Genomic DNA, 21221 nt, shown 5'->3' with positions numbered 1-21221 from the left:
CGACCGTCTCCTCCTCGTCGGCCGATATCGGCTCGGACTCGACGAGATCCGCCTCGTAGCCGGATCGTTTGACCTTCCCACGGAGTTCGTCGGTGTCGACGTCGCCCTCGACGGTCGCGATCCCGGAGTCGAGATCGACCGCGACGTCGCCGGCTCCCGAGGCCTCCGAGAGCGCGCCCGAGACGATGTCGACGCAACCGTCACAGCCCATACCGTGCACGCGGAGTTTCGTCGCCATACCCGCCCCTTCGACCGGGTGCCCTTAGGGTGTTGTGGGAACCCGGGGAGGGCATCGGCGTGACGCTGGCGCCGGCGTTATATCGCTACCGCCCCACCACCCCGATGAATGAACGCCCAGAAGCGACGGGCCGCGGGGTACGTCGCGCTGCTCGTCGTCACCGTCACCGGCTACGCGCTCGCCTACCAGTGGGGGATGGCGCACCTCGAAGGGCGACCGGTGACGCTCGTCCGCGCGCTCGAAGTGACGGTGCAGTCGTTCACCTCGACGGGGTACGGCGAGGACGCACCGTGGGCGACGGCGCCGATGAACGTGCTCGTCATGCTGATGCAGCTCACCGGGCTCGTCCTCCTCGTGCTCACGCTGCCGCTGTTCGTCGCCCCGTGGGTCGAGCGCCGTCTCGAAATCGATCCCCCGACGTCGACGGCGCTCGACGATCACGTCGTCGTCGCCGGCTTCTCCGCGCGCGGCGAGACGCTCATCGACGAACTCGCCGCGGCCGGCGTCCCCCACGTCATCCTCGTCGGGGAGCGCGAGGCCGCGCGCCGCCACCACGAGGCCGGCCGCGCCGTCGTCTTCGCCGATCCCGAGACGGCCGCGGGATTCGAGGCCGCGAACGTGGCGAGCGCGCGCAGCGTCGTCCTCGACGACACCGACGAGGCGAACGCGATGATGGCCCTCTCGGCGCGCGCCGTCGACGACGACGTCCGCATCGTCAGCTTCGCTGAGTCCAGCGACGTCGCCACGTATCTGGAGTACGCGGGCGCTGACGAGGTGCTCAGCCCGCACGCCATTCTCGGGCGCTCGCTCGCCGATAAGGTGACCGCCGCCGTCAGTACCGACCTCGGCGAGACCGTCGAGATCGGCGAGGACTTCGCCGTCGCGGAGATGCCGATTCAGGCCGGCAGCGACCTCGACGGCACCACCCTCGCGGAGAGCAGGCTCCGCGAGCGTACGGGCGTGAACGTCGTCGGCGCGTGGTTCGAGGGGGAGTTCGTCGGCGGTCCCGAGCCGGATCGACCGATCGACCGCAACGCGATCCTGCTCGTCGCGGGTCGCGAGGAGGATCTCGAATCCCTCAAGGAACTCACGCTCTCCGAGCACCGTTCGCACACCCGCGGTCCCGTCGTCGTCGCCGGCCACGGCGAAGTCGGCTCGACCGTGAAGAACGTCCTCGACAGTCAGGGCGTCGAGAACACCGTCGTGGACGTCGCGGACGAGCGCGCGATCGACGTCGTGGGTGACGTCTCCGATCCGAGCGTCCTCGACGAGGCCGGCGTCGACGACGCGACGGCGCTCGTCTTCGCGCTCGGTGAGGACACCGACACGGTGTTCGCCACGCTCGTCGCGCGCGAGGAGACGATGGACCTCGAGATCGTCGCCCGCGTCGACGAGCGGGATTCCGCCTCGAAGGTCTACGCCGCCGGCGCGGACTACGTCATGGCGCTCGCGACCGTCAGCGGGCGGATGCTCGCCGACACCATCCTCGGCGAGGACGTCATGAGTCTCGACACCGGCGTCACCATCATTCACACCGACGCCCCCGATCTCGCCGGGCGGACCCTCGCCGGCGCGGACGTCCGCGACCGCACCGGGTGCACCGTCATCGCCGTCGAGCGCGGCGATGCCGTCCGCACCGATCTCCCGCCGGACTTCGAGTTCCGCGAGGACGATCGCCTCGTCGTCGCCGGCACCGACGAGGCCGTCGCGTCGTTCAATGATTTCGTCGGCTCCGTTACCACGGTCGACTCTCGCGACCGCGACTGACTCGTCTTCGACTCACCGCTATCCCGCACATACTTATGTTGGCTGAGCATAGACGACCCACGGACAGCATCGAGAGGAGATGTCGGTACACTCAGCAGACATGCCATACAAGATCGACGGCGCCCTCCCGCCGGAACTGCTCACGGAGGTCGAGGCGGGTACGAACCTGCTCGTCAGCGGTCCGGCGATGTCGGGAAAACGTCAGCTCCTTCTGAAGCTCCTCGCTCGCGGCGCGAGCGAAGGGGAGGGGTCCGTCGTCGTGACCTCCCGAAACCCCGCCGGGGACGTCATCGACGACTACCTCGACGTCCGTCCCAGCGACGGACACGATTTCCTCCGCGTCATCGACTGCGTCGGCTCCGACGTGGAGACGGACGTCGAGGGGGCGCGCGTCCACGACGTCTCCTCGCCGGGCGATCTCACCGGTATCGGAATCGAGTTCTCCGAGATCGCCCGCGAGGCCGAGGAGACGGACCGACGGCGCGTCCGCGTCGGCTTCGACTCCCTCTCCCCGCTCCTCATGTACGTCGACCTCCAGCGGCTCTTTCGCTTCCTCCACGTCTTCACCAGTCAGATCCAGAGTCGCGACTGGCTCGGGCTCTTCGCCATCGATCCCGACAGCCACGACCAACAGGAGGTCAACACCATCAGCCAGCTCTTCGACGGGATGATCGAGATCCGCCTCGCGGACGGCGGCGGCCGCGAGGCGCGCGTTCGCGGCGTCACCGACGCGCCGACGGACTGGGTCGCGTTCGACTGACCGCGACCGTCTTCCGTGTCGGGTCGCCCGCGGCGGATACACGAAGGCCTGCGCTCCCTCGTGCTACCGTTCCGCTTCGTGTTCCCCGTGCACTGTCGCCGCCACCGTCTCCCGCTCGGGCGCGTAGGCGACGTGTGTCTCGCAGTCGCAGTCCGACGCGCCGAGACCGGGGATCGGCTCGGCCGCGTCGTTCAGCGCGCGGGCGATCGCGCACTCGTGATCCCTGTTCTCGGTGACGTAGACGGCGTCGAGGCGCGTCTCCGGGTGGCCGGTGAGGGAGTCGACGTGCCAGTGGCGGACGTCGTGTTCGCCCGCGGCGACGCGGCGGTGGCGTTCGACGCGCGAGAGACCGCCGGGACCGAAGGCGGAGCCGGTGTAGGCGTACCAGCCCGGATCGAGGCGGCGCTCGCCCGCGGCGCCGAAGGTGACGTCGGTGCTCGCGGGGAGCGAGACGAGGAGCGTGTACGTGCCGGGATCCACGCCGTCACGAAGGCGCTCGACGGCGAAAAACCTACAGGTAACCCTCCTCGACGAGGCGCTCGACGGCCTCGGCGAGGCGCTGCTTGCTGTTCGCGTAGGAGACGCGAGCGTAGCCGGGTGCGCCGAACGCGGAGCCGGGGACGGTCGCGACGTGCGCGTCCTCGAGGGCGTTCGTGCACCACGACTGGTCGTCGTCGTCGACGGGGAGCATCATGTAGAACGCGCCCTCGGGCGTCGCGGGCTGGACGCCGTGCTCGGCGAGCAGATCGAGGAGGAACTCGCGGCGCTCCGCGAAGGCCTCGACCATCTCCTCGACGGCCGCCTCGGTGTTTTCGAGGGCTTCGACGCCCGCGTACTGGACGAAGTGCGTCGCGGAGGAGACGGAGTGCGACTGGATCTTGCCGGCCTCGGCGATGACGTCCGCGGGCGCGGCGAGGTAGCCGAGGCGCCACCCCGTCATCGAGTAGGCCTTCGAGAAGCCGTTGATCGTGACGGTGCGCTCGTACATGCCCTCCAAGCCAGCGAGGCTGACGTGCTCCGCGCCGTAGTTGATATGCTGGTAGATCTCGTCGCTGATGACGGTGATGTCGTGCTCGACGGCGAGGTCGCGCACGCCCTCCATGGCTTCGCGGGAGTAGACGGCGCCCGTCGGGTTGCTCGGGGAGTTCACGACGAGCAGTTCGGTGTCGCCGCTGACGGCGTCGGCGAGGTCGTCGAGGGCGGGTTCGAGCTGGAAGTCGTGGTCGGCGAGGTCGACGCGCGTCAGGTCGGCGCCGGCCATCTTCGCCATCGCCTCGTAGGAGACCCACGCGGGGTCGAGGAGGACGACCTCGTCGCCGCGATCGACGACGGTCTGGAAGGTCTCGAAGAGCGCCTGCTTCGCGCCCGGCGTGACGATGACGTTGCCGGCGTCGTAGTCGAGTCCGTCGTTCTGTAGCTTCGCCGCGATGGCCTCGCGGAGCGCGGGGACGCCGTTCGACGGCGCGTACCCCGTGTCGCCGCGCTCGACGGACTCCTCGGCGGCTTCGACGACGTTCTCCGGGGTGTCGAAGTCGGGTTCGCCGACGGAGAGGTCGACGACGTCCTTCCCTTCGGCTTCGAGTTCCTTCGCGAGGTTGCTCACCGCGAGCGTCGCGCTCGGTTCGACACGCGTGATGCGGTCTGCGAATTCCATGTGTTAGAGGTCCTCCAGTGTGTCCGCGAGGTCGATCGCGCTCTCGACGGCCTCGGCGCCCTTCTCGACGCGCTCTCTGGCCTCCGCGCCCGACATTCCGGGACCGGAGACGCCGAGCGTCACGGGGACGTCGCGCTCGAGGCTCACGTCGCTGAGCGTCGACGCGATGGCGTGCCCGATGACCTCGTCGTGATCGGTGTCGCCGGTCACGATGGCGCCGAGCACCGCGACGGCGTCGACGTCGGAGCGGCGGGCGAGGCGGTCGGCGACGAGCGGCGCGTCGTACGCGCCCGGTACGTGGACGGTCTCGACGACCGTCGCATTGGCCGCGTCGGCGGCGTCGCGGGCGGCCGCCTCCATCCCTTCGGTGACGCTGCGGTTGAACTCGGCGACGACCAGTCCCAAGGACACCATGCGTGAGACGTCCACCCGGGCCGGCAAAACGCTACCGTTCTCCGGTGCGCCGTCCGACCGCGGGCGACGGCCGTCTTCAGAAACAGTTACCCGATCCCATCGCGACGCTTCGAGCAGATGACCGACACGGATCGCCGCGTCGCCGCCGGCGTCGTCGCCGCGACGGCCGTCGCGCTCGTCGCCCGCTTCCTCGCGCTCGGGTATCGCGTCGCCCACTGGGACGAGGGCCGCGTCGGCTACTGGATCCTCCGCTACGCCGAGACGGGGCGGTACACCTACCACCCGATCGTTCACGGCCCGTTCCTCTTTCAGGTGAACCGGTTCGTCTTCGACGTCGCGGGCGCGAGCGACGCGACGATGCGCACCGTCGTCGCGCTCGTCGGCGGTCTCCTCCCGCTGACCGCGTGGCTCCTGCGCGATCGCCTCTCGCGCGTCGAGACCGTCGTCCTCGCCGTCGCCCTCGCGGCGAACCCCCTGCTCCTCTACTACTCGCGGTTCATGCGCAACGACGCTCTCCTCGCCGCGTTCGCGTTCGCCGCGTTCGCCTTCCTCGTCCGCGCGTACGACACCGGCCGGCGGCGCCACCTGTACGCGGGCGCGCTCGCGCTCGGTCTCGCCTTCACGACGAAGGAGAACGCGCTCGTCTACGTCGCCTGCTGGATCGGCGCGCTCGCGCTCCTCCTCGACTGGCTCCTCGTCACGGCGCGCGCCCGCGACCGCAGCGCCGGGACCGCCCTCCGCGAGCGCGCCGTCGCCACCGCTCGTGGTCTCCGCCGCTGGGCGCGCGACGTCGTCGGCGCAGTCGTCGTCTTCTTCGCCGTCGTCGTCTTCTTCTACGCGCCCCGCCCGGAACTCGGGCACGCCCTGACGCACCCGAGCGAGTTCCCCGGCGTCGTCTCGCGCGCGACGATCGGTTCCGTCGAGAAGTTCGCGGACACGTGGGTCGGCGGACACCCGCACAGCTACGTTCACTTCCTCGTCGACGACCTACACACGCTCGTCGGGGGCGCGCTCGTCCTCACCCTCCTCGCCGTCCTCGGCTTCCTCTACGATCGCTACACGGACGGCGGTCCGCGGCCGGTCGTCGCCTTCGCGGGCTACTGGGGTGGCGCGTCGCTCGTGATCTACCCCGCGATCTCCGACATCTCGGCGCCGTGGGCGATGATCCACGTCGTCGTCCCGCTCGCCGTCCCCGCGGCCGTCGGCGGCGGCCTGCTCGTCCGCGGTCTCCCCCGCTCGCTCGCCGACGCGGTCCGGGGACGTTCGCGCGACGTCGGTATCGGGACCGTCGTCTCGCTCGCATCGGTCGCGATCCTCCTCGGGTGGGTGGCGTTCACCGGGATCTCGACCGCCTTCGTCCACCCCGAGCGGTCCGGGCCGCTCGTCCAGTACGGCCAGCCGAACGCGCACATGGAGGACACGCTCGCGGAGATCGACGACGCGGTCGCGGCCAACGCGAACGCCTCGGGCCCGGACGTGCTCTACTACGGCGGGCACTTCTACGCGGCGAGCGAACCCGCCGCGGCGCCGGACGAGTCGTTCTCCGAACCCGGCCACTGGACGTGGCGCCTCCCGCTGCGTGGTACTTCGAGGCGATGGGCGCGCGAACGTCGAGCGTCGGCCACCCGGACGCGCTGAACGACACGACGGCGCCCGTCGTCGTGACTCTCGCGCAGAACTACGACGCGGTCGCGCCGAAGCTCGACGGATACCACTCGACGACCTACCGGCTCACCGCGACCGACACGCCGACGGTGTTCTTCGTGCGCAACGACACCGCCGGAGCGTCGACGGGGACCACGAATGCGTCCGTGCGATCGCCCGCGAACGCGACGACCGCACCCACACGTTCGTGAATATCCCCATCAGACTCCGACAACCCTTATACACTCCCGTCCACATCTCCGGGTATGCAGACGCCACCCGGGACCACGCTCGGCGTCGTCGGCGGCGGCCAGCTCGGTCGGATGCTCGCCGAGGCCGCGTCGCCGCTCGGCGTCGACGTGATCGTCCTCGATCCGACGCCGGACTGCCCCGCGGCCACGCCCGCGGCCGATCACATCGAAGGCGACTTCGACGACCCCGAGGCGTTCGCCGCCCTCGCCGAGCGCGCCGACGCGCTCACGTTCGAGATCGAACTCGCGGACGCCGACCTGCTCGCGGACGTCGAGGTCCCCGTCCACCCCGACCCGTGGACGCTCCGCACGACCGAGGACAAGCTCGCGGAGAAGGAGACCCTCGACGAGGCGGGCGTCCCCGTGCCCGCGTACCGCCGCGTGGACGACGCCGCGGATCTGGAGACCGCCTTCGACGACCTCGGCGCGCCGCTGATGGTGAAGGCTCGCCACGGCGGGTACGACGGCCGCGGCAACCACGTCGCGGCGACCGTCGCGGACGCCGAGGACTACTTCGGCGACCTCGACGGACTCGTCGCCGAGGAACTGCTCGACTTCGAGCGCGAACTCTCCGCCATCGGGACGAAGGGCGCGAGCGAGAACACGCAGTTCCCGATCGCCGAGAACGTCCACGAAGAGGAGATCCTGCGCGAGACGCGCGTCCCGCCGGCCGCGAGCGACGACGTGGTCGCCGAGGCGCGCGCCGTCGTCGCGGACGTCCTCGACGTCCTCCGCGGGCGCGGCGTCTACGGCGTCGAACTCTTCGAGGTCGACGGCGAGGTGCTCGTGAACGAGATCGCCCCGCGCCCGCACAACTCCGGGCACTACACGATCGAGGGCGCCGTCACCTCGCAGTTCGAGCAGCACGTCCGGGCGGTCCTCGGCCTGCCGCTCGGCGATCCCTCGCTCCGCGACTCGACGGCGATGGTGAACGTGCTCGGCGACGTCGCGGAGACGAGACCGGCCGCGCTCTCCGGCGTCCCCGAGGCGCTCGCCGTGCCGACCGCGGCGCTCCACTGGTACGGGAAGCGCGACGTGCGCCCGCTGCGGAAGATGGGGCACGTGACGGCCATCGGTGACGACGTCGAGCAGGCGAGCGACCGGGCGAACGAGGCGCGCGACGAACTCTCCTTCGAGTGACCATGACGAGCATCACGGACCCCGATCTCGACGAGGCACAGGACGCGGTGGACGAACTCTGCGCGGCGTTCCGCGCGGAGGCGGAACGCGAGCGCGAGGCGACGCCCGACGTCGGCATCGTGATGGGGAGCGACTCCGATCTCCCGACGATGCGCGGGGCGTCCGAGGCGCTGATCGACCTCGGCTTCGCGGAGGTGACGGACTACGACGACCCGCCCGCGGAGCGCTTCACCTTCGAGTCGTACGTCGTCTCCGCCCACCGGACGCCGGATCTGATGTACGCGTACGCGGAGACCGCGGAGGCGCGCGGTCTCGACGTGGTCATCGCGGGCGCGGGCGGGAAGTCCGCGGACCTCCCGAACATGACGGCCTCGATCGCGTATCCGGTCCCGGTCATCGGCGTGCCCGTGCAGGAGAAGTCCGTGGACTCCGTGATCGGGATGCCGACGGGCGCACCGCTGACCGCGGTCGACGCAGGGAAGTCGTACAACGCCGCGCTCTCCGCCGCACAGGTGTTGGCGCGCGAACACGACGATCTGCGCGACCGGCTGGTCGCGCTCCACGACGAGCGCCGCGAGGGCGTCGCCGACGTCTCGCGTCGCTTGCACGAACTCGGCACGTCCGCGTTCGAGGAGAGCGGCTGAAACCCCTGATTTCTTGGGTTTGGGGCGCGTCACAAAGAATCAACGTTTATACGCGTGGGGGGTGAAGTGCCGCGTGATACGGACGTATGAATCAATGGATCGCCGTCGGCGTGTTCGCCGTCGTGGCCGCCTCGATACCCGCCGTGATGATGAACACGTCGAGGCTGCTGCGGCCGAGCGTGCCGGAGAAAGGGAAAGAAACCGTCTACGAGAGCGGTGAGGTCCCGACGGGCGGGACGCGACTCAACTTCAACATCCAGTACTACATGGTCGCGCTGCTGTTCGTCGTCTTCGACATCGAGACCGTCCTGATCTTCCCGTGGACCGTTATCTATCAGGACGCCGTCGGCGCGGCCGGCCTCGGGTCGGCGCTCGCCCCGATGTTGGTCTTCATCGCAGTTCTCGTGATCGGGCTGGGCTGGGCGTGGCGGACGGGCGTCATCCGCTGGGTGTCGAGCGCAGACACGGAGTTCAACACATGAGTAGGGAGAAACCCCGCGACGACATCATCGACACGACCGCACCGCAGACGAAGACCCGCGAGGACCGCATGTCCGAGGTCGACTCGCGGTTCAACTCGACGCTTCGCGAGGCGTTCGGCTCCACGCCGTTCATCCTCACGAAGTTCGATTCATTCATGAACTGGGTACGTGGCTCCTCGATGTTCATGCTCCAGTTCGGGATCGCGTGCTGTAGCATCGAGATGATGCACACGTACGCCGTCAAACACGACCTCGACCGCTTCGGCTCCGGCGTACCGCGCGCCTCGCCGCGACAGGCGGACGTGATGATCGTCCCCGGGACGATCGTCTCGAAGTTCGCTCCGCGGATGAAGCGGGTCTACGACCAGATGCCCGAGCCGAAGTTCGTCGTGAACATGGGCTCGTGTTCGACGTCCGGCGGGCCGTTCCAGCAGGGCTACAACGTCGTGAAGGGCACCGAGGAGGTCATCCCCGTGGACATCCACATCCCGGGCTGTCCGCCGCGTCCCGAGGCGCTCGTCTACGGCATCGCCAAACTGCAAGAGCGCGTCCGGAACGGCGAGACGTCCCCGGTGACGGTCAAGCCGTACGAGCTCGAGCAGTTCGGCGACCTCGAGACGGACGAACTGGTGGAGAAGCTCGCCGACGACATCGACGAGGAGAGCCTCGTCATGCGCTACAACTGGGCGGATTCGCCATGAGCCAGACGGAAGAACCGGCGGACGGGGAGGCGGAGCCGGAGGAGTCGCCCGCGCGCGGCGTCGACTACGACGCGATCGAGGGACTGCTCGGCGACGCCGTCGTCTCCCGTGAGACCCACCGGAACGCCGAGGGGTTCGTCGTGCGCGCCGACCGCGTGCAGGACGCCCTCTCGTCGCTCAAGGAGGAGGCGGGCTTCGATCACCTCTCGAACGTCACCGCACAGGAGTACGCCGATCGCTTCGAGTCGATCTACCACCTGAAGAAGTACGACGACCCGACCGAGGAGGTCTCCGTCGTCGTGCCGACGCCCCGCGATCGCCCCGTCAGCCAGAGCGCCGAACCGGTCTTCCGGACGGCCGACTGGCACGAGCGCGAGGCGTACGATCTCGTGGGAATCGAGTACGACGAGCACCCCGACCTCCGGCGGATCCTCCTCCCGGAGACGTGGCAGGGACACCCGCTCGGGCGCGACTACAACCAAGACAAACCCCAGATCGTCACGTTCGAGGAGCACGAGAACCCGCTCGCGGACGATCATCGCGACGCGGACACGATGCTCGTCAACATCGGTCCCCACCACCCGGCGACCCACGGCGTCCTCCACTTGAAGGCGGTGCTGGACGGGGAGACGGTCGCGGACGTCGAGTCCGACATCGGCTACCTGCACCGCTGCGAGGAGCAGATGGCCCAGTCCGGGACCTATCGGCACCAGATCATGCCGTACCCCGACCGCTGGGACTACGGCTCCGCCGGCATCCTCAACGAGTGGGCGTACGCGCGCGTCGCCGAGGACTTGAACGACATCGAGGTCCCCGAGTACGCGCAGGTCGTTCGGACGATGAGCGCCGAACTCTGTCGGATCGCGGCTCACCTGCTCGCACTCGGGACGTTCTGCCTCGACATCTACGGCGACTTCACCGCCATCTTCATGTACGCGATGCGGGACCGCGAGGTCGTCCAGAACATCCTCGAGGACCTCACGGGCCAGCGCATGATGTTCAACTACCTCCGTCTCGGGGGCGTCGTCTGGGACGTTCCCGAGCCCCGCGAGGAGTTCTTCGCGCAGGTCCGGGAGTTCCTCGCCGACCTCCCGAACCGCATCGACGAGTACCACGACCTCATCACGGAGAACGAGCTGTTCCAGCTCCGGACGGTCGATACCGGCGTCCTCGAACCCGAGACGGCGAAGGAGTACGGCGTCACCGGGCCGGTCGCGCGCGCCTCCGGGATCGACTACGACCTCCGACGCGACGACCCGTACGGGTATTACGAGCACCTCGACTGGGACGTGATCACGGACGACGGGAAGGACAACTACTCGCGCCTGCTCGTCCGGATGCGCGAGGTCGAGCAGTCCGCGCGGATCATCGAGCAGTGCGTCGACCTCCTCGAGGACTGGGACGAGGAGGAGCGCGAGATTCAGGCGAACGTCCCGCGGACGCTGAACCCCGAGCCTGACGCCGAAGTGTATCGCGCCGTCGAGGGCGCGAAGGGCGAACTCGGCATCTACATCCGCTCGGACGGGACGGACACGCCCGCGCGCTTCAAGATCCGGAGTCCCTGCTTCTCGAACCTGCAGGCGCTCCCGGAGATGGCCGAGGGCGAGTACGTCCCCGACCTGATCGCGACGCTCGGCAGCCTCGACATCATCCTCGGTGAGGTGGACCGCTGATGGCGACGGCACCGGTCGCGATCGCCGAGTGGCTCGGCTACGCCACGCCGCCGCTCTGGCTCGAGATCGTCCTCGACGCCGTGATCGCGGGCGTCGTCGTCACGATCATGCTGACGACGTCCGCGCTCGCCGGCCCGTGGGCGAAGCGGAAGATCACCGCGATGTTCACCGACCGCATCGCCATCAACCGCAACGGCCCGGGCGGCATCACGACGATCGCCGCCGACGCGGTCCGCCTGATGTCGAAGGAACTCATCATCCCGGACGGCGCCGATCGGCCGGCCTTCGACATCGCGCCGGCCATCCTCCCGCTGTCGGCGCTGCTCGGGTTCGCCGTCATCCCGATGGGGAGCGGGCTGCAGCTCGCCGACCCGGAGATCGGTCTCGTCTACGTCTTCGCGGTCTCGAGTATCGCGAGCGTCGGCATGGTCGTCGGGGGGTACGCCTCCGGGAGCAAGTACTCCCTGCTCGGCTCGATGCGATCGGTCGCGGAGAGCATCGCCTACGAGATCCCGCTCGTCGTCACCGCGGCGTCCATCGTGTTGCTCGCGGGAACGCTCCGGCTGAGCGACATCGTCGCGGCCCAGCAGGGGACGCTGTTCACGGTCGCCGGCGTCTCGATCCCCGCGTGGTACGGCTTCCTCAACCCGTTCGCGCTCGCGCTCTTCCTCGTGACGAGCCTCGGGGAGGTCGGGCGCAACCCGTTCGACATCGGGGAGGCCGGCACCGAACTCGTCGGGGGGTACATCACCGAGTATTCGAGCATCTACTTCGTGCTCTTCTTCCTCGGCGAGTTCCTCCACATCTTCCTCAGCGGCGCGGTGATCACGACGCTGTTCCTCGGTGGTCCCGCCGGGCCCGGCCCGGCGTGGCTCGGGATCGTCTGGTTCGGCGTGAAGATCTGGGCGGTGTTCCTCTTCACGCAGTGGTGTCGCGCGGCGATCCCGCGCGTCCGCGTCGACCAGATGCTCGAGATCGGCTGGAAGGGACTCCTCGTCCTCTCCTTCGCGAACTTGGTTCTCACGGCCATCATCGTGGGAGTGATCCACACATGATCGGACTCCTCAAGTCGATGGCGACGACGATGAAGCACGCGCTGGACGGCAAGACGTTCACCGTCGAGTACCCGGAGGAGGCCCCCGAGGTCTCCCCGCGGTTCCGCGGCATCCACAAGTTCAGCCAAGAGCGCTGTATCTGGTGTCGCCAGTGCGAGAAGGTGTGTCCGAACGACACCATCCAGATCGTCACCGACGACAAACGGCAGGGCGAACAGTACAACCTCCACGTCGCGCAGTGCATCTACTGTCGGCTCTGCGAGGAGGTCTGTCCCGTGGACGCGATTCTCCTCACGGAGAACTTCGAGTTCACGGGCGACACGAAACACGACCTCGTCTACAACAAAGAACAGCTCGGGAACGTCCCGTGGTACAAGGACATCGACCCGCTGGCGGCCCGCGAGCCCGACCGGGGCGCGTGGGTCGGCGAGGGCGACGGGGAGGTCGACTACCAGTGAGTAGCCTCGAACTCGCGGCGTTCGTCGTCTTCGCGCTCGTGACGCTCGGCTTCAGCGCCGGCGTCGTGCTCTCGAAGCAGGCGTGGCACGCCGCGCTCTCGCTCGGCGGCGCGCTGTTCAGCGTCGCCGTCCACTACGTGATGCTCGGCGCCCAGTTCGTCGCGGCGATGCAGGTGCTCGTCTACGTCGGCGGCGTCCTCGTCCTGCTGGCGTTCGCCGTCATGCTCACCGAGCGCGACGAGAGCCCCGAGGAGGTGACGGCATGACGACGCGTCCCGAGCTCGCGACGGACGCGGATCTCGCCCGCGGCGCGGGTGCGATCGTGCTGTTCGTCGTGCTGGCCGGCGCCTTCCTGTTCGCGGATTTCGGGAGCGCCGCGTGGTTCCCGGCGGACGCCGCCGAGACCGCGGGCATCGGGTACGCGCTCCTCGGTCTCGTCGAACAGACGCCGCTGCTCTCGAAGGGGTTCCTCGCGGCGTTCGAGATCATCGACATCGCGCTCGTCGCGGCCGTCGTCGCGGCCGTCACGCTCGCGCGCAAGGATGGGGGTGAGGCGTAGATGGTCCCCCTCCGGTACTACCTCGTGTTCTCGGCGGCGATGTTCTGCATCGGCGTCTTCGGCGTCCTCGCGCGCCGGAACGCGCTCGTCTACCTCATGAGCGTGGAACTCATGTTGAACGCCGCGAACGTCGTCTTCGTCGCGGCGAGCGCGCAGTACGGGACGCTCTCGGGGCAGGTGTTCAGCCTGTTCACGATGGCGCTCGCCGCGGCGGAGGTCGCCGTCGGCGTCGGCATCGTCCTCGTCGTGTATCGGAACTTCAAAGACGTGGACATCACGAAACCGACGAGTATGAGGTGGTAAGATGGCGGGCGCACTCGCAGTCGCACCCGCGATACCCCTAGTGCCGTTCGCGGCGTTCCTCGTCGCGTTGCTCGTCGGCCACTACAAGCCGAACGCGCTCCCGCGGGGCGGCGCGCTCCCCGGGATCGCCGCGACCGCGATCTCGCTCGTCCTCTCGGCGCTGGCGTTCCTCGCGGTGAGCGGCGGAGCGGCGACGACTTCGCAGGTCTGGACGTGGGTCCCGGCCGCGCGCGCGTCGTTCGCGCTGACCTTCGGCGTGCTCGTCGATCCGCTCTCGGCGATGATGGTCGTGATCGTCAGCGGCGTCTCGCTGCTCGTCCACGTCTTCAGCCTCGGCTACATGAACGACGAGGGCGAGTCCGGCCTCCCCCGGTATTACGCCGGTCTCGGGCTGTTCACGGCGAGCATGCTCGCGTTCGCGCTCGCCGCGAACCTCCTGCAGGCGTTCGTCTTCTTCGAGCTCGTCGGCTTCTGCTCGTGGTGGCTCATCGGCCACTGGTTCCGCGAGTCGGGACCGGCGAGCGCCGCCAAGAAGGCCTTCCTCGTCACGCGCTTCGGTGACTACTTCCTGCTCGTCGGTCTCGTCGGCGTCCTCGGGACGTTCGGCACGGCGGCGTTCGCGGGCGACGCGTCCTTCCCGGCGCTCGCCCACGCGGCGCTAGAGGGCGAGGCGACCGTGCGCACGTTCGGGTTCACGCCCGAGACGTGGTTCACGGTCCTCGGACTCCTGATCCTCGGCGGCGTCATCGGGAAGTCCGCGCAGTTCCCCCTCCAGACGTGGCTCCCGGACGCCATGGAGGGTCCGACGCCCGTCTCCGCGCTCATCCACGCCGCGACGATGGTCGCGGCCGGCGTCTACCTCGTCGCGCGGATGTACGGCTTCTACGCGCTCACGCCGACCGTCCTCACGGTCATCGCGCTCGTCGGCGGCGGCACCGCGCTGTTCGCCGCGACGATGGCGCTCGTGAAGCGCGAGATCAAGCAGGTGCTCGCGTACTCCACCATCAGCCAGTACGGGTACATCATGCTCGGTCTCGGATCCGGGGGGTACGTCGCGGGCGTCTTCCACCTGCTGACGCACGCGACGTTCAAGGCGCTGCTCTTCCTCGGCGCCGGCGCGGTCATCATCGCGATGCACCACGACGAGGACATGTGGAAGATGGGCGGGCTTAAGAGCCGGATGCCCACGGTCTACTGGGCGTTCCTCTCCGGGTCGCTCGCGCTCGCCGGCATCGTGCCGTTCGCGGGCTTCTGGTCGAAGGACGCCGTGTTGCACCGCGCGCTCGCGGTCGGTCTCGGCGGGCAGCCGCTCGTGTTGTTCGCCTACCTCATGGGTCTCGTCGCCGTCTGCTTCACCGGGTTCTACACCTTCCGGATGGTGTTCCTCACCTTCCACGGTGAGCCGCGGAGCGAGACGGCGGCGAACGCCGACGCCGCGTCGGCGAACATGCGCGTCCCGGTCGCGGTGCTGGGCGTGCTCGCCGCCGTCATCGGCCTCGTGAACGTCGACCCGCTCAAGGGCGTCGTCGGGGACCACCTCCTGTTCCTCGAACGGTGGCTGAACGGCCCGCTGCCGGGACTCGCGGGCGCGACGGCCGAGCACTACCACGAGCTCGTCGTCGACGTCGCGGGCTTCCACGCCGCGTCGGTCAGCTCCATCGGTTCCGCCGTCCTCTCGCTCGTCTTCGCGCTCGCGGGCGTCGCGCTCGCGTGGACGTGGTACAACGTCCCGGAGCCGACCGAGAAGACGGACGCGCTCGGTCCCACGAAGACCCTGCTGTACAACAACTACTACCAAGACGAGTTCCAGACGTGGCTCGCGGAGGGCGTCGCCGAACCCCTCGCTCGCGCGGTCGACGTCGTCGACGGGAGCGTCGTCGACGGCGTCGTCGACGGCGTCTCCTCGACGAGTCTCGTCGCGTCCGATCGGCTCCGGCGCGTCCAGACCGGCGTCGTGACGACGTACACGACGCAGCTCGTCTTCGGGCTCGTCGTCTTACTCGTCATCGTCCTCCTCCTCGGGGGGTGGTTCTGACATGCTCGTAGAAGCCTTACTCGCCGTCACGCTCGTCGCCGCGTTCGCCGTGCTGCTCGTCCCATCGAAGTACGCCGGTCGCCTCGCGGCCGTCTGCAGTCTGCTTCCGCTCGTCGGAGCTGCTACGCGTACGCTACCTTCGACGGGGCGGGGAACGCGCTGCTCGGCGGGACACCGGCCTTCGAGACGACCGCCGCGTGGACCTCCATCGGCGGCTACGCGGTGGACTGGCACGTCGGTCTCGACGGCATCAGCCTCCCGCTCGTCCTTCTCACGGCCGTTCTGACGACGATCGCCGTCGTCGCGGCGTGGGACGAGATCGACGAGCGGCGCTCGCTGTTCTACGCGCTCTTGCTGTTCACGGAGGCGAGCCTGATCGGCGTCTTCTCGGCGCTCGACTTCTTCGTCTGGTTCGTCTTCTGGGAGTTCGTCCTCGTACCGATGTACCTGCTCATCGCGGTGTACGGCGGCCCGCGCCGGCGCTACGCCGCGATCAAGTTCTTCGTCTACACGAACGTCGCGAGCCTCGTGCTGTTCGTCGGGTTCGTGATGCTCGTCGCCGCGACGCCCGTCAGCACCTTCGAGTTCGCGCCCATCGCGCACGCCGTCCGCACCGGCGCGGTCCACGCCGCCTTCGGTCTCTCGGCGAGCGCGCTCACGGGCGTCGCGTTCCTCGCGCTCTTCTTCGGCTTCGCCGTCAAGAGCGCGTTCGTCCCGTTCCACACGTGGCTGCCGGACGCCTACACGGAGGCGCCGACGCCCGTCACCGTGTTGCTCGCGGGCGTCGTCACGAAGATGGGGACGTACTCGCTGCTGCGCTTCAACGTCACGATGTTCCCGGATCTGATCCGGCAGTGGGCGCTCCCCCTCGCCGTGCTCGCCGCACTCACCGTCCTCTACGGGGCGTTCGCGGCGCTCGCGCAGCGCGACGCCAAGCGCCTCGTCGCCTACACGTCGATCCCGTCGATGGGCTTCGTGCTCCTCGGGAGCGTCGCCGCGACGAACTACGGGATCGCGGGCGCGACCTTCCAGATGGTGAGCCACGGCCTGCTCGTGAGCGTCCTCTTCCTCGGCGTCGGGTACGTCGAGGACGCGACGGGGACGCGGATGGTGAACAAACTGAGCGGGCTCGCCGATCGGATGCCGGTCGCTGCGGCGGTACTCGTCGCCGGCGCGTTCGGCTACATGGGTCTCCCGCTCATGTCCGGCTTCGCAGGCGAGTTCTTCGTCTTCACCGGCTCGTTCGCCGCGCCGTACGCTCACGCGCAGCTCGTCACGGCCGTCGCGATGTTCGGCATCGTCGTCATCGCCGGCTACCTGCTCAGGCTCCTCCAGCGCGTCCTCATGGGTCCGTTCGAGGCGCCGGCTGCGGTGTCGGCGCGCTCGCGGCGCGACCTCGCGCCCGCCGTCGTCCTCGTCCTCCTCTCGATCTACCTCGGGGTCGCCCCCGGGACGTTCATGGGGGCGATTCAGGACGCCGTCGGGGCGCTCGTCACCACCCTCGGAGGTGGTCTCTAGATGCTACCGGCACTCACCCCGCAGTACGTCCTCGGTCTCGCCGCACTGCTCGTCCTCGTCGTCGACGCGATCGCGCCGACGACGCGGAAGAACGGACTGCTCGCCGGCATCGCGACGCTCGCGAGCGCGCTGAGCGCCGGCGTCGCCGCGTGGTTCCTCGCGGCCGGGACGGGGCGGACGGCGCTCTTCGACGGCGCGCTCGCCGTCGACGCCTCCACGCTGTTCTTCACGGTCGTCTTCGGCGCCGTCGCCGCGCTCGTCTCGCTCGCGAGTTACGATTACGTCCGCGACGAACCGCACCGCTCCGCGTACTACGCGCTCGTCCTGCTCGCGACCACGGGCATGTCGGTCATGGCGGCCGCGAACTCCCTCGTCACGGGGTTCGTCGCGCTCGAACTCGTCAGCCTGCCGGCGTACGCGCTCGTCGCGTACCTCAAGCACGACGAGGGGAGCGTCGAGGCCGGCCTGAAGTACTTCCTCGTCGGCGCGCTCTCCTCCGCGATCCTCGTCTACGGGATCAGCCTCGTCTACGCCGCGACGGGCGTCTTCGGCTTCGAGGCGCTCGCGCGCGCGGTGCACGGGAACGCGCACGTCACCGTGCTCGGCGCCGGCGTCGTCATGGTCATCGGCGGCTTCGCGTTCAAGACCGCGAGCGTCCCGTTCCACTTCTGGGCGCCGAGGCGTACGAGGGCGCGCCCGCGCCGGTCAGCGCGTTCCTCTCCTCGGCCTCGAAGGCCGCCGGGTTCGCCTTGGCGTTCCGGGTCTTCCTGCTCGCGTTCCCCGCGGCGGCGTTCGACCAACTGGGCATCCCGTGGACGGTCGTCTTCGCGGTGCTCGCCGTCGTCACGATGACGCTCGGTAACGTCGCCGCGGCGACGCAGGAGAACGTCAAGCGGATGCTCGCCTACTCCAGCATCGGCCACGCCGGCTACGTCCTCATCGCCCTCGCGGCGCTCTCCGGGCCGCCCGCGAGCGACGTCGACGTCGTCCGCGCGGGTCTCGCGCACCTGTTCGTCTACGGCTTCATGAACACGGGCGCGTTCCTCGTCGTCGCGCTCGCCGAGCGCTGGGGCGTCGGGCGCACCTTCGAGGACTACAACGGTCTCGGGCGCTCGGCCCCCGTCGCCTGCGCGGCGCTCGCCGTCTTCCTGTTCAGCCTCGCCGGTCTCCCGGTCGGGGGCGGCTTCTGGACGAAGTACGCCCTCTTCTTCGGCGCCGTCCAGTCCGGGCTCTGGTGGCTCGCCGCGGTCGGGATCGTGAACAGCGCGCTCTCGCTGTTCTACTACAGCCGGCTCGTCAAGGCCGTCTGGGTGAACGATCCCGCGGCGGCGATCGACGCCCGGGAGCGCCCGGTCGCGATCTACGCCGCCGTCGTCGTCGCCGCCGTCGTCACCGTCGCGCTGCTCGTCGCCCCCGACGTCGTCTTCTCGTGGGCGAACGCGGCGGCACGCGCCCTCGTGAGCGCGTAACTGGCGGAGACGGCAGGCTTTACTGCCCGTCGGCCCAGAGATAGAGCAGATGGTATCCCGTCTGGTGCTCGGCAGCGGGACGGTCGCGCACACCGTCCTCGATTCGGTGCGCGAGCGCTCCGGCGAACTGCTCGTGCTCGATCCCGACGAGAGCCGTATCGAGTCGCTGCGCAACGAGAAGGTCGCCGCCGAGCGGGCGGACGTCACCGATCCGGCGGCCGTCGAGCGTCTCGGCGGCGACCCCGATCTCGTCTTCGTCGCGAGCGACGACGTCACGGTGAACGCGCTCGCGACCGAGGCCGCCGCGGAGGCCTTCCCGGACGCCTACCTCGTCGCCTACACGGGGACGGGCGCGACGGCCGAACACCGGGCGACGTTCGCGGAGACCGCCGACCGGGTGTGTTCGGCCGGCGAGGCCCTCGTCGAACACATCGAGACGCGCGTCGAGCGCGGGACGGCCGCGCGGGCCCGTCACCTCCGCGAGATCCTCGAATCGATCGAGGGGTCGCTCACGGTGCTCGCCCACGACAACCCGGATCCGGACGCCATCGCGGCCGCGGTCGCGCTCTGCCGGATCGCGGAGGCGTTCGGCGTGGACGCGGAACCGTGTTACTTCGGCGACATCAGCCACCAAGAGAACCGGGCGTTCGTCAACCTCCTCGAACTCGAACTCACGCGCCTCGACGCCGAGGCGGAGCAGGAGTTCGACACCGTCGCGCTCGTCGATCACTCCGCGCCCGGCGTCAACGACCAGCTCGACCCGGAGACGCCGGTGGACGTCGTGATCGACCACCACCCACCGAAGGGCGAGGTGTCGGTCCCGTTCGCGGACATCCGGGAGGACGTCGGCGCGACGAGCACCATCGTGACGCAGTATCTCGACTGCTTCGACGTGGATCTCACGGAGGCGCTCGCGACCGCGCTCCTCTACGGTATCCGCATCGACACGAAGGACTTCAAACGCGAGATCACCCAGCAGGACTTCGAGGCGGCGGCCGCCCTCCTCCCGCACGCGAACATCGACGTCTTGGAGCGCATCGAGAGCCCGTCGATCAGCGCGGACACCTTCGAGGTCGTCGCGCGCGGCATCCGAAATCGCGAGGTCGACGGCGAGGTGCTGGCCTCCTGCGTCGGCGCGATCACCGACCGCGACGCCATCGCGCAGGCCGCGGACCGACTGCTCGCCATTCAGGGCGTGACCGTGACGTTCGTCTACGGGTTCATGGACGGGACGGTCTACGCCTCCGCGCGCGGCCGCGGGAACGACGTCGACCTCGGTGAGGTCCTCCGCGTCGCGTTCGACGGCGTCGGGAGCGCGGGCGGACACACCGACATGGCGGGCGCGCAGCTCCCGCTCGGCGTCTTCGATGCCGTGCAGGACGACGCGGGCGATACGCTCGCGTCCGTCCTCGAAGGAGCGATCACCCCGCGGTTCTTCGAGGCGGTGCGCGACGCGGCGAAGCCCGACGAGTCCGCGTCGCCGACGAGCGACGCGCGGGTCGAATAGCGCGCCGTCGCGGGTCGAATAGCACGCCGTCGCGGGTCGGGGAGAGAGAGCGGGGGGACCGCGTCCCGAACGGGCGTCGCGGGCGCGTCAACGCGTTTTTGTCCGTCGATCGCGTCGATTCGACTCGATGGACGAGCCGTTCGACGTCGAGACCGGCGGGAAGCCCCGCGTTCGTGACTACATGACGCGGGACGTCGCGACGGTCGCCCCGGAGGACACCGTCGCGGAGGTGACGCGACGCATCGTCGAGAGCGACGGCCACAACGGGTTCCCGGTGACGCAGGGCCGAAAGGTCGAGGGGTTCGTCACCGCCCGCGACCTGCTGGACGCGGACGACGTCACGCCGATGTTCCGCGTGATGTCGGACGACCTGCTCGTCGCGCACCCCGAGATGGACGTGAACGACGCGGCGCGCGTCATCCTCCGCTCGGGCATCCAGAAGCTCCCGGTGGTGGACGACGCGGGGACGCTCGTGGGCATCATCTCGAACGCCGACGTCATCCGCTCGCAGATCGAGCGCGCGACGCCGGAGAAGGTGGGGAAGCTCCTGCGAACGCTGGAGACGATCCACGACGTGGAGGCGAGCGAGGAGCGACGCGAGGTCGCGATCGCGGATCTCGTGCCGACGCAGGGGAAGGTGTACGCCGACGAACTGGAGGGCCGGCGCTACGAGATCGAACGCGGGCTGACGGAACCGCTAGTCGTCATCGACAACGGCGGCGACCTCTTGCTCGCGGACGGCCACCACCGCGCGATGGCGGCGCACACGACGGGCGTCGATCGCATGGACGCGTACGTCATCGTGCTCGGCGAGCGCGTCGACCTCGGGATGGCGCGGACGGCGCGCGAGGAGGGTCTCGAATCCGTCGAGGACGTGAACGTCGTCGACTACGCGCGCCACCCGCTCGTGGAGACGACCGAGCGATTTCAGTGATGCAATCCCGCGGTG

General features: G+C 69.3%; 21 protein-coding genes and 2 pseudogenes. 19 read left to right on the top strand and 4 right to left on the bottom strand.

Annotated features, from left to right (window positions below; translation table 11 throughout):
* On the bottom strand, window positions 1-238 hold a 238-nt coding region (locus tag AOZ13_RS04410), incomplete at its 3' end, for a heavy-metal-associated domain-containing protein (protein WP_049933827.1).
* Window positions 239-346: 108 nt separating this feature from the next.
* Here AOZ13_RS04410 and AOZ13_RS04405 point away from each other — a divergent pair.
* The gene (locus AOZ13_RS04405) at window positions 347-2005 is read left to right on the top strand and encodes a potassium channel family protein (RefSeq protein WP_020221503.1); all 1659 of its coding nucleotides are present in this window, start codon (window positions 347-349) and stop codon (window positions 2003-2005) included.
* Window positions 2006-2084: 79 nt separating this feature from the next.
* Complete coding sequence (locus AOZ13_RS04400; protein WP_021779928.1) at window positions 2085-2765, top strand: RAD55 family ATPase; 681 nt, start codon at window positions 2085-2087, stop codon at window positions 2763-2765.
* 63 nt (window positions 2766-2828) lie between these two features.
* On the opposite strand, the gene AOZ13_RS04395 is transcribed toward AOZ13_RS04400, so the two are convergent.
* Genes AOZ13_RS04395 through ribH form a run of 3 tightly spaced genes read right to left on the bottom strand, consistent with a single transcriptional unit; the run spans window position 2829 to window position 4833 of the window.
* On the bottom strand, window positions 2829-3245 hold the full coding sequence (locus tag AOZ13_RS04395; protein ID WP_020221505.1) for a GIY-YIG nuclease family protein: 417 nt from the start codon (window positions 3243-3245) through the stop codon (window positions 2829-2831).
* A gap of 31 nt (window positions 3246-3276) precedes the next feature.
* Window positions 3277-4419 (bottom strand): pyridoxal phosphate-dependent aminotransferase, encoded by a 1143-nt coding sequence (locus AOZ13_RS04390; RefSeq protein ID WP_021779927.1) that lies wholly within the window; start codon window positions 4417-4419, stop codon window positions 3277-3279.
* Window positions 4420-4422: 3 nt separating this feature from the next.
* Entirely contained in the window at window positions 4423-4833 is a 411-nt protein-coding gene (ribH, locus tag AOZ13_RS04385; RefSeq protein WP_021779926.1) for a 6,7-dimethyl-8-ribityllumazine synthase, read from the bottom strand.
* A 117-nt stretch (window positions 4834-4950) separates the two neighbouring features.
* Here ribH and AOZ13_RS04380 point away from each other — a divergent pair, with 117 nt between their 5' ends.
* The 17 genes and pseudogenes from AOZ13_RS04380 (at window position 4951) to AOZ13_RS04300 (ending at window position 21206) form a co-directional block, all read left to right on the top strand.
* Window positions 4951-6471, top strand: coding sequence for a flippase activity-associated protein Agl23 (locus AOZ13_RS04380; protein ID WP_021779925.1), 1521 nt, complete (start codon window positions 4951-4953; stop codon window positions 6469-6471).
* Window positions 6429-6689, top strand: coding sequence for a hypothetical protein (locus AOZ13_RS04375; protein ID WP_021779924.1), 261 nt, complete (start codon window positions 6429-6431; stop codon window positions 6687-6689). The genes AOZ13_RS04380 and AOZ13_RS04375 overlap by 43 nt, the downstream gene beginning before the upstream one ends.
* Window positions 6690-6743: 54 nt before the next feature.
* Window positions 6744-7868 (top strand): 5-(carboxyamino)imidazole ribonucleotide synthase, encoded by a 1125-nt coding sequence (locus AOZ13_RS04370; RefSeq protein WP_021779923.1) that lies wholly within the window; start codon window positions 6744-6746, stop codon window positions 7866-7868.
* Window positions 7869-7870: 2 nt separating this feature from the next.
* Window positions 7871-8512, top strand: a complete 642-nt coding sequence (purE, locus tag AOZ13_RS04365) for a 5-(carboxyamino)imidazole ribonucleotide mutase (protein ID WP_021779922.1) — start codon at window positions 7871-7873, stop codon at window positions 8510-8512.
* 86 nt (window positions 8513-8598) lie between these two features.
* Window positions 8599-8994, top strand: coding sequence for an NADH-quinone oxidoreductase subunit A (locus tag AOZ13_RS04360; protein WP_020221111.1), 396 nt, complete (start codon window positions 8599-8601; stop codon window positions 8992-8994).
* Window positions 8991-9695, top strand: a complete 705-nt coding sequence (locus tag AOZ13_RS04355; protein WP_021779921.1) for an NADH-quinone oxidoreductase subunit B — start codon at window positions 8991-8993, stop codon at window positions 9693-9695. The genes AOZ13_RS04360 and AOZ13_RS04355 overlap by 4 nt, the downstream gene beginning before the upstream one ends.
* Entirely contained in the window at window positions 9692-11368 is a 1677-nt protein-coding gene (locus AOZ13_RS04350) for an NADH-quinone oxidoreductase subunit D (RefSeq protein ID WP_020221109.1), read from the top strand. Before AOZ13_RS04355 ends, AOZ13_RS04350 begins: the two co-directional genes overlap by 4 nt.
* Window positions 11368-12423 (top strand): complex I subunit 1/NuoH family protein, encoded by a 1056-nt coding sequence (locus tag AOZ13_RS04345; RefSeq protein ID WP_020221108.1) that lies wholly within the window; start codon window positions 11368-11370, stop codon window positions 12421-12423. The genes AOZ13_RS04350 and AOZ13_RS04345 overlap by 1 nt, the downstream gene beginning before the upstream one ends.
* Complete coding sequence (locus AOZ13_RS04340) at window positions 12420-12881, top strand: NuoI/complex I 23 kDa subunit family protein (RefSeq protein WP_020221107.1); 462 nt, start codon at window positions 12420-12422, stop codon at window positions 12879-12881. The genes AOZ13_RS04345 and AOZ13_RS04340 overlap by 4 nt, the downstream gene beginning before the upstream one ends.
* On the top strand, window positions 12878-13147 hold the full coding sequence (locus tag AOZ13_RS04335) for an NADH-quinone oxidoreductase subunit J (RefSeq protein WP_020221106.1): 270 nt from the start codon (window positions 12878-12880) through the stop codon (window positions 13145-13147). Before AOZ13_RS04340 ends, AOZ13_RS04335 begins: the two co-directional genes overlap by 4 nt.
* Entirely contained in the window at window positions 13144-13440 is a 297-nt protein-coding gene (locus tag AOZ13_RS04330; protein WP_020221105.1) for a hypothetical protein, read from the top strand. The genes AOZ13_RS04335 and AOZ13_RS04330 overlap by 4 nt, the downstream gene beginning before the upstream one ends.
* Window positions 13441-13743, top strand: a complete 303-nt coding sequence (nuoK, locus tag AOZ13_RS04325) for an NADH-quinone oxidoreductase subunit NuoK (protein ID WP_020221104.1) — start codon at window positions 13441-13443, stop codon at window positions 13741-13743. It begins immediately after the preceding gene.
* Window position 13744: 1 nt separating this feature from the next.
* The gene (gene nuoL / locus AOZ13_RS04320; protein WP_044957271.1) at window positions 13745-15778 is read left to right on the top strand and encodes an NADH-quinone oxidoreductase subunit L; all 2034 of its coding nucleotides are present in this window, start codon (window positions 13745-13747) and stop codon (window positions 15776-15778) included.
* 1 nt (window position 15779) lies between these two features.
* Window positions 15780-17296 (top strand): annotated as a pseudogene (locus tag AOZ13_RS04315) (complex I subunit 4 family protein).
* Window positions 17297-18765 (top strand): annotated as a pseudogene (locus tag AOZ13_RS04310) (NADH-quinone oxidoreductase subunit N).
* Between the two features lie 49 nt (window positions 18766-18814).
* Window positions 18815-20272, top strand: a complete 1458-nt coding sequence (locus AOZ13_RS04305) for a DHH family phosphoesterase (protein ID WP_049933825.1) — start codon at window positions 18815-18817, stop codon at window positions 20270-20272.
* A 127-nt stretch (window positions 20273-20399) separates the two neighbouring features.
* Window positions 20400-21206: a CBS domain-containing protein gene (locus AOZ13_RS04300; protein WP_020220917.1), complete on the top strand. Its 807-nt coding sequence runs from the start codon at window positions 20400-20402 to the stop codon at window positions 21204-21206.
* Window positions 21207-21221: the final 15 nt, after the last annotated feature.

Origin of the sequence: Halarchaeum acidiphilum MH1-52-1 (assembly GCF_000474235.1) — an archaeon.
GTDB lineage: Archaea > Halobacteriota > Halobacteria > Halobacteriales > Halobacteriaceae > Halarchaeum > Halarchaeum acidiphilum.
Note: the sequence above shows the minus strand (reverse complement) of the source record. Positions and strands in the feature narration are given on the sequence as shown.

Excerpts from the sequence above, each read along its gene's own strand:
- AOZ13_RS04340 (WP_020221107.1), top strand. The coding sequence starts at position 12,420 with ATGATCGGACTCCTCAAGTCGATGGCGACGACGATGAAGCACGCGCTG.
- AOZ13_RS04380 (WP_021779925.1), top strand. The coding sequence starts at position 4,951 with ATGACCGACACGGATCGCCGCGTCGCCGCCGGCGTCGTCGCCGCGACG.
- AOZ13_RS04375 (WP_021779924.1), top strand. The coding sequence starts at position 6,429 with ATGGGCGCGCGAACGTCGAGCGTCGGCCACCCGGACGCGCTGAACGAC.
- AOZ13_RS04405 (WP_020221503.1), top strand. The coding sequence starts at position 347 with ATGAACGCCCAGAAGCGACGGGCCGCGGGGTACGTCGCGCTGCTCGTC.
- AOZ13_RS04305 (WP_049933825.1), top strand. The coding sequence starts at position 18,815 with ATGGTATCCCGTCTGGTGCTCGGCAGCGGGACGGTCGCGCACACCGTC.
- AOZ13_RS04355 (WP_021779921.1), top strand. The coding sequence starts at position 8,991 with ATGAGTAGGGAGAAACCCCGCGACGACATCATCGACACGACCGCACCG.
- AOZ13_RS04350 (WP_020221109.1), top strand. The coding sequence starts at position 9,692 with ATGAGCCAGACGGAAGAACCGGCGGACGGGGAGGCGGAGCCGGAGGAG.
- AOZ13_RS04330 (WP_020221105.1), top strand. The coding sequence starts at position 13,144 with ATGACGACGCGTCCCGAGCTCGCGACGGACGCGGATCTCGCCCGCGGC.
- ribH (WP_021779926.1), bottom strand. The coding sequence starts at position 4,833 with ATGGTGTCCTTGGGACTGGTCGTCGCCGAGTTCAACCGCAGCGTCACC.
- nuoK (WP_020221104.1), top strand. The coding sequence starts at position 13,441 with ATGGTCCCCCTCCGGTACTACCTCGTGTTCTCGGCGGCGATGTTCTGC.
- AOZ13_RS04300 (WP_020220917.1), top strand. The coding sequence starts at position 20,400 with ATGGACGAGCCGTTCGACGTCGAGACCGGCGGGAAGCCCCGCGTTCGT.
- purE (WP_021779922.1), top strand. The coding sequence starts at position 7,871 with ATGACGAGCATCACGGACCCCGATCTCGACGAGGCACAGGACGCGGTG.
- AOZ13_RS04360 (WP_020221111.1), top strand. The coding sequence starts at position 8,599 with ATGAATCAATGGATCGCCGTCGGCGTGTTCGCCGTCGTGGCCGCCTCG.
- AOZ13_RS04370 (WP_021779923.1), top strand. The coding sequence starts at position 6,744 with ATGCAGACGCCACCCGGGACCACGCTCGGCGTCGTCGGCGGCGGCCAG.
- AOZ13_RS04345 (WP_020221108.1), top strand. The coding sequence starts at position 11,368 with ATGGCGACGGCACCGGTCGCGATCGCCGAGTGGCTCGGCTACGCCACG.
- AOZ13_RS04400 (WP_021779928.1), top strand. The coding sequence starts at position 2,085 with ATGTCGGTACACTCAGCAGACATGCCATACAAGATCGACGGCGCCCTC.
- nuoL (WP_044957271.1), top strand. The coding sequence starts at position 13,745 with ATGGCGGGCGCACTCGCAGTCGCACCCGCGATACCCCTAGTGCCGTTC.
- AOZ13_RS04390 (WP_021779927.1), bottom strand. The coding sequence starts at position 4,419 with ATGGAATTCGCAGACCGCATCACGCGTGTCGAACCGAGCGCGACGCTC.